The sequence below is a fragment of the Snodgrassella sp. B3088 genome (assembly GCF_026535815.1).
GTDB classification, from domain to species: Bacteria; Pseudomonadota; Gammaproteobacteria; order Burkholderiales; family Neisseriaceae; genus Snodgrassella; species Snodgrassella alvi_E.
In genome coordinates this window covers 334,961-347,472 of record NZ_JAFNPG010000002.1, presented here as the reverse complement: position 1 = coordinate 347,472, position 12,512 = coordinate 334,961, and the positions used below count along the sequence as shown (strand labels likewise).

At 43.2% G+C, this 12,512-nt stretch carries 9 protein-coding genes; 7 read left to right on the top strand and 2 right to left on the bottom strand.

The genetic code is table 11. From position 1 onward, the window contains the following. Positions 1–3: 3 nt before the first annotated feature. The gene (locus J3U75_RS02010) at positions 4–1,338 is read left to right on the top strand and encodes a glutamine synthetase family protein (protein ID WP_100140144.1); all 1,335 of its coding nucleotides are present in this window, start codon (positions 4–6) and stop codon (positions 1,336–1,338) included. Positions 1,339–1,424: 86 nt separating this feature from the next. Continuing rightward, entirely contained in the window at positions 1,425–2,813 is a 1,389-nt protein-coding gene (locus tag J3U75_RS02005; protein ID WP_267390258.1) for an aspartate aminotransferase family protein, read from the top strand. Positions 2,814–2,862: 49 nt separating this feature from the next. Here J3U75_RS02005 and J3U75_RS02000 read toward each other — a convergent pair whose 3' ends face one another. Beyond that, positions 2,863–3,561, bottom strand: a complete 699-nt coding sequence (locus J3U75_RS02000; protein ID WP_267390257.1) for a class I SAM-dependent methyltransferase — start codon at positions 3,559–3,561, stop codon at positions 2,863–2,865. A gap of 159 nt (positions 3,562–3,720) precedes the next feature. Here J3U75_RS02000 and J3U75_RS01995 point away from each other — a divergent pair, with 159 nt between their 5' ends. From J3U75_RS01995 to J3U75_RS01975, 5 genes are all read left to right on the top strand, one after another. Beyond that, a complete protein-coding gene (locus tag J3U75_RS01995; protein WP_267390256.1) occupies positions 3,721–5,661 on the top strand; it encodes a lytic transglycosylase in 1,941 nt (646 codons plus the stop codon). 570 nt (positions 5,662–6,231) lie between these two features. Further along, positions 6,232–6,558, top strand: a complete 327-nt coding sequence (locus J3U75_RS01990) for an HLGFF motif protein (protein WP_100140140.1) — start codon at positions 6,232–6,234, stop codon at positions 6,556–6,558. Between the two features lie 31 nt (positions 6,559–6,589). Further along, positions 6,590–7,915: an MFS transporter gene (locus J3U75_RS01985; RefSeq protein ID WP_267390255.1), complete on the top strand. Its 1,326-nt coding sequence runs from the start codon at positions 6,590–6,592 to the stop codon at positions 7,913–7,915. Positions 7,916–8,033: 118 nt separating this feature from the next. Further along, positions 8,034–10,862, top strand: coding sequence for an excinuclease ABC subunit UvrA (gene uvrA / locus J3U75_RS01980; protein ID WP_267390254.1), 2,829 nt, complete (start codon positions 8,034–8,036; stop codon positions 10,860–10,862). Positions 10,863–11,006: 144 nt separating this feature from the next. After that, positions 11,007–11,849: a MetQ/NlpA family ABC transporter substrate-binding protein gene (locus J3U75_RS01975; protein ID WP_267390253.1), complete on the top strand. Its 843-nt coding sequence runs from the start codon at positions 11,007–11,009 to the stop codon at positions 11,847–11,849. Between the two features lie 80 nt (positions 11,850–11,929). Here J3U75_RS01975 and J3U75_RS01970 read toward each other — a convergent pair whose 3' ends face one another. Continuing rightward, positions 11,930–12,499, bottom strand: coding sequence for a pseudouridine synthase (locus J3U75_RS01970; RefSeq protein WP_100140243.1), 570 nt, complete (start codon positions 12,497–12,499; stop codon positions 11,930–11,932). Positions 12,500–12,512: the final 13 nt, after the last annotated feature.

The window sequence follows — 12,512 nt, the reverse complement described above, 5'->3', positions numbered from 1 at the left end:
CTTATGTATGATGATATATTCAATTGGCTTAAAGAACATGGTATCACTGAAGTAGAATGCATTTTGCCGGACATCACAGGTGTGGCACGCGGTAAAATTATCCCTAAAGATAAATTCATATCTGAGCCTGATATGCGGCTACCGGAAGCAGTGCTACTGCAAACAGTTACCGGTGAATATCCGCAATCTAGCCTGCTTGATGAAACCGATGCAGATATGGAATTAAAGCCAGACCCGTCTACCCTCCGTTTTGTGCCTTGGGCACAAGATCCAACAGCATCGCTAATATTCGATTGTTTCTCCCCCGACGGTCTGCCGGTAGAAACCGCACCACGCAATGTGCTCAGACGCATTCTAAATCTGTATGAAAATATGGAGCTGAAACCTATTGTGGCGCCGGAGATGGAGTTTTATTTGATTTCTCCCAATCCTGATCCGGATGTGCCGCTACAGCCACCAATTGGCCGTACCGGACGCAGTGAATTTGGCCGGCGCTCTTATGCCGTGGATGCAGTAAATGAATTTGATCCGCTTTTTGAAGAAATATACGACTATTGTCATGACCAGAATCTGGAAGTAGATACCTTGATTCATGAAATTGGTGCTGCCCAGATGGAAATCAATTTCCTACATGGTCACGCCATGGATTTGGCAGATCAGGTTTTTCTGTTTAAACGAACTGTTCGTGAATCTGCTTTTCACCACAAAATGTATGCGACATTTATGGCTAAACCCATGGAAGGCGAACCAGGTAGCGCCATGCATATACACCAGAGTCTGGTCGAGGTAGAAACCGGCAATAACGCTTTCAGCAATAATGATGGTTCACCTTCAGAGCTATTTTTCCATTTCATTGGTGGCTTACAGAAATACCTGCCACAAACGATGCCTTTCTTTGCGCCATATGTAAACTCATTTCGTCGCCTAACCCGTTTTACAGCTGCGCCTACCAATGTTGAATGGGGATATGATAATCGCACCGTCGGCCTGCGTGTACCACGTGCCAGTGCCAAAGGCAGACGCATTGAAAACCGGCTCGCTGGTGTGGATGTAAATCCTTATCTGGCCATAGCCTGCTCACTGGCCTGTGGTTATCTGGGTATTAAAGAAAAACTACAGCCGCGTGCACCTTTAAGCAGTAATGCTTATTCCCTGCCTTATCAGTTTCCAACCACTTTGGAAGAATCCATCGAACGCTTGCGTCAATGTGAACCCATTCACGATATCCTTGGACAGCGTTTTGTAGAAATGTATATAGCAGTAAAAGAACAGGAAGTATCAGAGTATTTCCGTGTAATCAGCCCATGGGAGCGCAAATATTTGTTATTACATGTGTGAACAACAATATTACCTTTTATGCCTGTTTGAATTTTACTGGCAGGATGACAAACAGGTTATACCTATTTTCTCAAAGGAGCATCGATATGACAAAAAAAACCGATAACAAACACGCTGTAAAACATCATCTGCACCCATTTTCAGATAATGCTCAGCTTAAAAAGCATGGGGTACGCATGATGGTAAAGGCAAAGGGAATTTATGTTTATGACAGCGAAGGCAATGAAATCATTGATGGCATGGCCGGTTTGTGGTGTGTGAACATTGGCTACGGCCAGAAAAAACTGGCCAAAATTGCTGAAAAACAAATGGAAGTGCTGCCGTTTTACAATACTTTTTTCAAAACCACCCATCCGGCCGTAATCAGATTATCCGAAAAACTGGTTGAAATCACTCCAAATAATTTTAATCATGTGTTCTATACCAATTCAGGTTCTGAATCTATTGATACCATGATCCGCATGGTGCGCCATTACTGGTCGTCAGTGGGCCAGCCAAATAAAAAAATCATCATCGGGCGCTGGAATGGCTACCATGGCTCCACACTTGGCGGAGCCAGCCTTGGCGGCATGAAAAGTATGCATGAGCAAGGTGATTTACCCATTGCCAACATCGTACATATTGATCAACCCTGGTATTACGGTCTGGCCGATGACAATGAAAGTGAAGAAGAATTTGGTATTCGTGCTGCCAACTGGCTGGAAGAAAAAATACTGGCTTTAGGAGCAGATAAAATCGCAGCTTTCGTCGGTGAGCCGATTCAGGGAGCTGGTGGAGTCATTATTCCGCCTACTACCTATTGGCCAAGAATAGAGGAGATTTGTAAAAAATATAACATTTTACTGGTAGCCGACGAGGTGATTTGTGGTTATGGCCGTACCGGTAATTGGTTTGGATTTGAAACATTAGGTTTTACACCGGATATCTTTACCACAGCCAAAGGTCTGTCATCAGGATACTTGCCGATTGGCGCAGTTTTGGTTAATGACAAAGTAACTGAAGGACTGCTAGCAGGCGGAGAATTCAACCATGGCTTTACCTACAGTGGACATCCCGTCGCAGCTGCAGTGGCGTACGAAAACCTCAATATACTGGATAAAAAAAACATAATTGAAAAGGTACGTACTAAAACCGGCCCTTATCTGCGCAAACGCTGGCAAGAGACTTTCAGCAAATTCAAATATGTAGCTGATATCCGCAGTGAAGGACTGATGTGTGGTTTTACGCTGGTAAAAAACCGTGAAACACAAGAACTTTTTGACGATTTTGGCAGCACAGGTTTGATGTGTCGCGATATCTTTTTCAAAAACAATCTGATTTTCCGTGCCTGTGGTGACCACATGGTCGCTGCACCACCACTAATTATTTCCAAAAAGGAAATTGATAATATGCTCGCCATTGCATCTGCGTGCATGCGTGAATTTGAAGAAATGATGGATAAAAAGCTGAAAACAGATACAGACAAAGCTGCCTGAGATCTGTCAGGATATACATAAGACCTGAATAAATTCAGGTCTTTTCATTTCAATCTAATTCTATACCTTTCATGGCCATATTGCTTACGGGATTTAGTATCAGATTCGTATTTTGCGGCGTCAAAGTTAAAGGTATTGTCCGCTTGACCAATACCAAACCATATATAGCAGCCAAATGCGGCCACCATCGATTACCCATATACTCTATTGTATGATGGTTTGTTCCATAGCATGCAGGAATACCATAGCCCATAAACTGACCTTCTTCCAAAAAAAGGCCGAAGCGCTGCATACGTTTTACAGCTGCACTGGCCGATAACAAATGTAACGATACGGAGATGCCACGTTGATAAAATAAACGCCAGTAACCCTTAACATTCAGACCGGTCAGAATGAGATGACCACCAGGTACCAGTATGCGCGCCATTTCAGCTATCGTCTCATCCGGAGCGGAAAGCGTATCCAGACCATGTGGCCATATAATAGTATCTACACTTTGTTCTGCCCATGGTAAAAAATTATTTTCAGCCACTACCGCAACATTGGCGTCTGCATGATTGTTCTGCACCAGATATTCGGATTCAGCTGCAAAAACCTCTTTGAATTGCCAGTGTGAAAAACCACATTGCATAATGGTACCAAAACGCAACACGGCCAATTTCTGCCGAATAAACTGTTGTTCAAGGCTACTCAGATAAGCACCGAAAGCATGCTGTGTAAGCCAGTCTGTCAATTGCGGATAACTCATTAACCACACCATCGTGTTTATGTTAAATCAATGCCATAGCCATTTAAAAACATCTAGCACATCTTCATGATTACTGTAAAAATAGGGATTTATCCTTGACCGTTAAGGACTTCCTATTTAATATTAATAGGATTTTGCATAAATTTTACGGTTATCCGAATGGCTCAATTGAAGCATATGGTACTAGCACTCACTAGCTTAGTACTCGCCCCTACTATCTCATTTGCCCAATCTTATACCAGTAATGGCATCGGACTATCAATCATGAACCTGAATGCAGCCACCCTAAAAGGGAAAGCGTATTCAACACGTGATATCTGGGGACGCATGCGTCAGGATTTCAGGATGACAGAAGTCAATCCTGAAATTATTCGCCGGCAGGAACAATATTATTCAAGCCATGGCGACTATTTCAACCGTACTATACTGCGGAGTCAGCCCTATTTATATCACATTGTGAATGAAGCCGAAAAACGTCAGATGCCAGCAGAAGTAGCATTGCTGCCATTTATTGAAAGTGCTTTTGTCAGTAAGGCCCAGTCTCGTGTGGGCGCATCAGGTCTGTGGCAATTTATGCCAAATAGTGGACGACAGTACGGTCTGGAACAAACTAATCTGTACGATGGTCGACATGATGTCTATGCTGCTACTGATGCCGCATTAAACTATCTGCAATATCTGTACAGCCTGTTTGGTGACTGGTCACTGGCTCTGGCTGCCTATAACTGGGGTGAAGGCAATGTGGGCAAGGCCATCAAACGCGCCCAGCTAGCAGGGATTGACCCCACATATGAAAACCTGCGCATGCCTAATGAAACACGTAATTACGTACCCAAACTACTGGCTGTGCGTAATATTATTGAAAACCCGCAGGCTTTCGGCATTAATTTGGTTTCCGTGCCTAACCGCCCATATTTCGAAGCCATCAGCATTGATCAGCCAATTGATATAGATGCTGCTGCGCGACTGGCCAATATTTCTACATCTGAGTTTTTAACACTTAATCCCAGCTTCAAAAGCCCAGTATTTATTCCAAAAGAAAACCGCAAAATGCTGCTGCCGATTACCGCAGTAAACACTTTCGAGCGTAATTATCGCAAAGCAGATAAAAGCAGCTTGCTGTCTTGGAATATTTATAAAGCATTTGCCCCCACCAGCGTAGCTGATTTAGCGGCACAGACCGGAATGAGCAGCGCAGAAATCAAACGTTTGAATAATCTGAGCAGCAATACTGTGCCCGCTGGGCGCAGCCTGCTAATCAGTAAAAACAGTTTCAGCAATCAGAATCTGGATTCTTTCAGCAATACAGATACAGACCCGTTGCTTAATATTGCAATGGCACAGCCTGTTTTGCCCCCCGGCACCTTTGTAACACATCCAGTGGTATCTGTTTCTCAGACTAGCGAGGTGGCGAATACAGACAATCAGCAGGCACCAGTATTAACCCGCACAACTACTGTTATCACTACGGCACTTAATACTGCACAACCTTTGCCAGACAATACGACAGTTCAAACCGTAGCTGTTGCCACTTCTCAGCCTGCCGCCAATTCAGTAGCGCCAGTTGTAGCAGAAAACAATGATGCATTGATGCAAATTGCCCAGAACGCCGAACTACAGGCAGCAGCAGCCGCTTCAGTACAGAAAACACTGGCACAGGCGGAACGTGAAGAAGCTCAGGCAGCACGGTCTGCAGAAATTCGTGCAGAACGCGCTACACGCAATACCATTAATGTGGCCGATAGCCGCAGCAGTATTGCTCACAAAGTGAACAAAGGTGATACTTTATTTTCCATAGCTCAACGCTATAATATTAATGTAGCCGATTTAGTCACCGCTAACAATTTGCGCGGACACAATCTTCAGATAGGACAAGTGCTGAAAATTAGTCCTAATAGCGATAACAAACGTATGCTTGCAGCTGTAGGCAAAGGTAAAGAAACCAAAGGTAGTATTGTTCCGGTATCCTATACTGTTAAAAAAGGCGATACACTCAGTAGTATTGCCCAACGGCTGAATATTCCAGTAAGCAAATTACAAAAAGTACATGGCAAGCAGGTATTGCGTCCGGGCCAGAAAATTAAATTGACCAATCTGTAATCTTTATTAATTATCATCTAAAAAAGGGTTTGTGCTTACTTGCATAAATCCTTTTTTATCTTTTATCAGCTTGATTAGATATAGGAATAATGTATTGATAGTAGCACTGTGTATGCAAAAACTATACTCGCTTATGAACGCTGAGTACTAATTCCTTCATCAGTATCTCCTCCTCTATTGAGCAGATTATCGATTTCATTATTTATGCTTTTAACATTACCACAAACACATTTCAATACTTTATTTCCGTTCCAATCTACTTTCAGACTACATCTAACAATCACTCCAATAATCGCAACTTTCTCTCAGAGCTGGAAACTACAGGACATAAATTACTTGAACAACCAGATTAGTTTATCTAAATGATAGACTAAAACTTATAGGTACAGATATATACAGCAAAAAATCCAACCTGAAAGTTTTATGACAATTTGATAATACAAATACATATTTTGTTTCGAAAAGTATGCAGATTAACATACAAATTTTTTTATAAGCTGCTAGAATTCTGCCAGATTCATGAAAAAAAACAGAATAAGTCCTTTTCAATGCTCAAAGAAAATTTTTATTATGCTCTACTTCAGTATTAACAGTAACGACAATCATCATCTTGGGTTTCTGGTGCTGACTGATGAAGAAGATTCTGCTTACACCGATGGTGCCACTGGTTATTATGCTGTCAAAGCTCAGGCAGATGCAGCAGACCGTCAAGCCTGTGCGGCTCAATGGCAGCTGCTGGAGCAATTATCAGAGCAAGAAAGCCTGAAATGGTACCGGCAGTCGGATTACGTTCAATTGTGTGATGCACAAGACCACATTATTGGACGTTTAAAGCAACAATACTTGAATCTCTGTGGCCAGCATTTTTTGCTATACGATCTAACTGGCACTCTGTAATTATTCAGATCACCCTTTTACAAGGTTATTTATGTCTACACCTGATATGTTGCCTTCTGGCAGTCAGTTTGCTTTTGCCCGCACCCGCAGGTTTCTGCCACTCTTTGGTACCCAGTTTTTCGGCGCTTTTAACGATAATCTGTTTAAAACAGCATTATTTGTATTAATAAGCTTTTATGGGCTGGGAACTCATTCTTGGCTGCCAGCCAGTCAAATGCTCAACGCCGGTGCGTTGTTGTATATCCTGCCCTATTTTCTGTTCTCAGCCTTATCGGGTGAATTATGTAATAAGCTGGATAAAGCAATATTGGCTCGCTGGATTAAAGCAGCTGAAATTGGCATTATGCTGGTAGCTGGAATTGGCTTCTGGTTAGAGTCAGTATCTCTATTAATGCTATGTCTGTTTCTAATGGGTACCCATTCTACCTTGTTTGGCCCGTTGAAATATGCCATCTTGCCGGAATATTTACCACGTTATGAATTACTTAATGGCAACAGCCTGATTGAAAGTGGTACATTTCTTTCCATATTGTTCGGACAAATATTCGGCACCATTCTGGCCGGCACCAATACCGCATGGCTGTTTGGTATTCTATTGTTGGTTGCCATACTTGGACAACTTTCAAGCATGTTCATGCCACGCGTACCGGCTCAGATTCCACAGCAATACATCAATGTAAATATCTGGCACAGCACCACACAGCTTCTCCAACAGACTTATCAGCAAAAAAATGTTTGGGTTGCCATTATCGGTATTTCTTGGTTTTGGCTGCTTGGCTCAGTGTATATTACCCAGCTTCCCACGTTTACCCGTCTGAATCTAGGCGGTAATGAGGCTGTGTTCAATCTGATGCTTACGCTATTTTCACTAGGCATAGGATCTGGTTCCATTGCCTGCGCTCGTCTGAGCCATCATCAACTGCACCTTGGTCTGATCGTGCTCGGCACACTGGGAATGACTATATTTGGTTTGCTGCTGGTGTGGTTTACACAAACACCTCACCAGTCAATAGGCGGTATTAATGAATTTTTGAGCCGCTCTCACAGCTTTTCTATCATGTTGTGCATTATTGGCATTGGATTTTGTGGTGGTTTCTTTTCACTGCCTTTGTATACATGGCTGCAAACGGCCAGTACTGATGCATTCCGTGCTCATGCTATAGCAGCCAATAACATTATCAACGGTTTATTTATGGTCTGCGCTGCCCTGTTGAGTGCTGTACTTATCTGGCTTTCTGACAGTATCAAAATACTATATCTGCTAGTGGCACTCGGCAATTTACCGGTACTATTCTACTTATGGCGCTGCGAAGAATTACACCTTGATTTTAAGAGATTTATTTTACGCAAACATTAAAACGTTTACCGGATAGCGTTAAATTCAAGTTTTAAAATGGGTATAATACCGGATGGTTTTAATAAACAGCAAATTGATTAAAGCCAGCATCCCATTCCTTTTGCTCGGGAAAGGCATTATGTCAGATAACGATACCATTCATATTCGCGGCGCACGCACACACAATCTAAAAAATATTGACCTGGATATACCTCGCCATCAGTTGGTCGTGATTACCGGCCTTTCTGGTAGCGGCAAATCTTCACTGGCATTTGATACATTATATGCAGAAGGTCAACGCCGCTATGTAGAGAGTCTGTCGGCTTATGCACGCCAGTTTCTGCAAATGATGGAAAAACCAGATGTCGATTTGATAGAAGGTCTTTCTCCAGCCATTTCTATTGAGCAAAAAGCCACCAGCCACAATCCCCGCTCTACAGTGGGTACGGTCACCGAAATTCATGATTATCTGCGTTTACTGTACGCTCGCATCGGCACACCATATTGTCCAGAACATAACCTTCCGCTTTCAAGTCAGACAGTTTCGCAGATGGTAGACCATATTTTGGCACTTCCAGAAGAGAGTCGAGTAATGATTCTGGCACCTGCCGTGCGCGGACGCAAAGGTGAATTTGTCGATTATTTTGCTGACTTACAAGTTCAGGGCTTCGCACGAGTTCGAGTAGATGGCGAAGTCTACGCCATAGAAGAAGTACCCAGTCTACAAAAAAACATCAAGCATGATATAGATGTGGTTGTCGACCGTGTAAAAGTACGTTCAGATATCAAACAGCGGCTGGCTGAAAGTTTTGAAACCGCATTGAGACTGGGTAATGAACGTGCACTTGCTATTGAAATGGACTCCGGTCAAGAACATTGGTTTTCTGCCCGTTTTGCCTGTCCTGTATGTTCCTACAGCTTACAGGAACTTGAGCCACGTCTGTTTAGTTTCAATAATCCAGTAGGCGCCTGCCCGAGCTGTGACGGTCTGGGAAGTATGGATTATTTCGACCCTGAACGTGTAGTAATGCATCCAGATTTATCACTGGCTGCAGGCGCCATTAAAGGCTGGGACAAACGCAATACTTTCTATTTTCAGATGATTCAGTCTCTGGCTCATCACTATGATTTTGACATTGATAAACCATTTAGCCAGCTCACTGAAAAAATTCAGAATATTATTCTGTATGGTTCGGGTAAAGAACAGATTGAATTTACTTATCTATCTGAACGTGGCACCCACATTCGCAACCATCCATTTGAAGGAATTATACCTAATCTTGAACGACGCTACCGTGAAACTGACTCCACTACTGTACGCGAAGAATTAACCCAGTATCAAAGCCATCGTGCCTGTCCTGCTTGCGGTGGTGCACGTCTGCGTACCGAGGCACGCTACGTATATGTAGGTGGTAAACCATTGCAGGTAATTAATTCCTGGCCACTGACTACTACACTTGATTTTTTCCAAAACTTGAACTTAGAAGGCAATAAAAAACAAATTGCCGAAAAAATTCTTAAAGAAATTAATGAACGCCTTGGGTTCTTGATTAATGTTGGTCTGAATTACCTCAATCTCGCTCGTAGTGCCGAAACACTGTCTGGAGGCGAAGCACAACGTATTCGTTTGGCCAGCCAGATTGGTTCCGGCCTCACAGGTGTAATGTATGTGCTAGATGAACCCTCTATTGGTCTACATCAGCGCGACAACGACCGCTTACTGGATACTCTTAAGCACCTGCGTGATTTAGGCAACAGCGTTATCGTGGTTGAGCATGACGAAGATGCGATTCGTGCAGCTGATTTTGTTGTTGATATGGGGCCGGGTGCCGGTGAACACGGGGGTAATGTAATTATTGCTGCGCCACCCTCACAAGTTGCCGCCTGCAAGGAATCGGTAACAGGCCAGTATTTAAGCGGTAAAAAAGCTATCAGTATACCTAAGCAGCGTACTCCCATAGACAAAAAACGTTTGCTGGTATTAAGCGGTGCTAGCGGTAACAATTTGAAAAATGTGAACCTAACCTTGCCACTGGGCTTGATTACCTGCATCACCGGTGTATCAGGCAGTGGTAAATCTACTCTGATCAACGATACCTTGGCCAAAATCACCGCTCGGGAACTAAATCGGGCTAGAGAAGAACCGGCACCCTATGATGATATCAAAGGACTGGAACATCTAGATAAAGTAATCAACGTTGATCAATCCCCTATTGGCCGCACACCGCGTTCGAATCCCGCTACCTATACCGGCCTTTTTACCCCCATCCGTGAGCTGTTTGCCGGTGTACCCCTTTCTCGTGAGCGCGGTTATAACGTCGGCCGTTTTTCTTTCAATGTAAAAGGTGGACGCTGCGAAGCTTGTCAGGGTGATGGCGTCATCAAGGTAGAAATGCATTTTCTGCCCGATATCTATGTGCCATGTGAAGTCTGCCATGGCAAACGGTACAACCGTGAAACACTTGAAATACAGTATAAAGGCAAAAATATCAGTGAAATTTTAGAAATGACGGTAGAAGAAGCATGTACTTTTTTTGATGCTGTACCAACGGTCAAACGTAAATTACAAACGCTATTGGATGTGGGGTTAGGCTACGTACGCCTGGGGCAATCTGCTACCACGCTCTCCGGTGGCGAAGCACAACGTGTTAAACTGGCACTGGAGCTGTCTAAACGCGATACCGGCAGAACACTGTATATTCTAGATGAGCCAACCACAGGTTTGCACTTTGCCGATATTGCCTTGCTGCTGGATGTAATCCAGCGCTTAAAAGGCAAAGGCAATAGCATAGTAATTATTGAGCATAATCTAGATGTGATTAAAACTGCCGACTATATTGTTGATCTTGGCCCTGAGGGTGGTGATGGCGGCGGTACAATAATTGCAGAAGGCACACCAGAAGAAGTAGCGGCCAATAGCAAAAGCTACACCGGCAAATATCTTAAACCCATGCTGAAAAATAAATAAATACCCAAATTATCAGACCAATACATTCTGGAACAACCATAATAACTGCTTATGGCTTTACTATGTGTAAAAACCACCAGATATAAGCATTTTATGTTAAGGTAAAGCTCTGCATTTTATTGTGTATCTTCATTAAGGTTAAATATGAAAAAATTGTTATTTGCATTATTATCCGTAGCCGCTATCAGTACAGTTTTGACTGCATGCGGCCAGAAAAACGAAGCTGAACCAGCAGCCAGCACCAGTAGCGCTCCGGCTCCTGCTAAAGAAAAAGTTTTGAAAGTAGCCGCATCGCCCGTACCTCATGCAGAAATTCTACAAGTTGCCAAACCGCTACTGCAAAAAGAAGGTATTGATTTACAGATAGTGCAAATGACGGATTACGTCCGCCCCAATATTGCTCTGGCAGAAAAAGATGTAGATGCCAACTTTACCCAGCACAAACCCTATTTGGATGATTTTGTTGAAAAACACAAAATGCAGTTAACCGCTATTGCCAATATTCATGTAGAACCCATGGGGATTTACTCGAAAAAAGTAAAATCTTTGAATGAAGTTCCGGATGGCGGTTTAGTAACCATTCCCAATGATGCCACCAATGGCGGCCGCGCCTTACTATTGCTTCAGAAAGCAGGTTTAATCAAACTGAAAGCTGATGCAGGTATCAGCGCCACCGTACGTGATATTGTCGACAATCCGAAACATCTGAAAATCACCCCCATGGATGCGCCACAATTGCCCCGTACTCTGAATGACGCCACCCTGTCTGTGATTAATACGAATTTTGCCATGGAAGCCAAACTAGTACCCACTAAGGATGCGCTGTTTATCGAAGAAAAAGATTCTCCCTATGCAAACATTCTGGTTGTACGCACAGGTGATGAAAATCGCGAAGAAATTCAGAAGCTAAAACAGGCCATGACTTCCCCTGAAGTGAAAAAATTTATTGAAGAAAAATATCAGGGCGCCATCATCCCTGCATTCTAAACTTTAAAATTTGCATATCAATAAAACAAACCCTCAGATATTTGTTCTGAGGGTTTATTATGTCAGTAATACATAAAATCTTATAAATCTTCAGGCCTTACCGCTTGCCATTGTCCTAAAGGCAAATCAAGTGAAAAAACATTCAGACGGCCGATACCCACCCGCACCAAACGCAAACAAGGCCAGCCCACTTTGGCACACATGCGACGTACCTGACGGTTTTTGCCTTCGCTGATGCCAATCTGCAACCAAAAGTCAGTTACTGTTTTGCGCTCACGAATTGGTGGTACTCGTGGCCACAGATGTTTGATTTCTGCTGCATCTAGTACACGCACTTGAGCCGGAGCAGTCACAAAATCACCAAGATTTACTCCACGTGATAAGTGCTGCAAAGCCTGCTTATCTGGTTTACCTTCAACTTGTGCCCAATACGTTTTTATCAGCTTGTATTTCGGTTGTGCAATTTTGGCCTGCAAGCGCCCGTTTGCAGTGAGCAAAAGTAACCCTTCACTATCCGTGTCCAGCCTGCCGGCAGGATAAACATCCGGTACTGGCACATATTGCTTTAAAGTAGGATATTTTTCATGAGCACTGAATTGGCAAATCACTCCATAGGGCTTATTCAGCACAATCAAATCCGGTACCGACATAATATTTTATCCA

Excerpts from the sequence above, each read along its gene's own strand:
- J3U75_RS02010 (WP_100140144.1), top strand. The coding sequence starts at position 4 with ATGTATGATGATATATTCAATTGGCTTAAAGAACATGGTATCACTGAA.
- J3U75_RS02005 (WP_267390258.1), top strand. The coding sequence starts at position 1,425 with ATGACAAAAAAAACCGATAACAAACACGCTGTAAAACATCATCTGCAC.
- J3U75_RS02000 (WP_267390257.1), bottom strand. The coding sequence starts at position 3,561 with ATGAGTTATCCGCAATTGACAGACTGGCTTACACAGCATGCTTTCGGT.
- J3U75_RS01995 (WP_267390256.1), top strand. The coding sequence starts at position 3,721 with ATGGCTCAATTGAAGCATATGGTACTAGCACTCACTAGCTTAGTACTC.
- J3U75_RS01990 (WP_100140140.1), top strand. The coding sequence starts at position 6,232 with ATGCTCTACTTCAGTATTAACAGTAACGACAATCATCATCTTGGGTTT.
- J3U75_RS01985 (WP_267390255.1), top strand. The coding sequence starts at position 6,590 with ATGTCTACACCTGATATGTTGCCTTCTGGCAGTCAGTTTGCTTTTGCC.
- uvrA (WP_267390254.1), top strand. The coding sequence starts at position 8,034 with ATGTCAGATAACGATACCATTCATATTCGCGGCGCACGCACACACAAT.
- J3U75_RS01975 (WP_267390253.1), top strand. The coding sequence starts at position 11,007 with ATGAAAAAATTGTTATTTGCATTATTATCCGTAGCCGCTATCAGTACA.
- J3U75_RS01970 (WP_100140243.1), bottom strand. The coding sequence starts at position 12,499 with ATGTCGGTACCGGATTTGATTGTGCTGAATAAGCCCTATGGAGTGATT.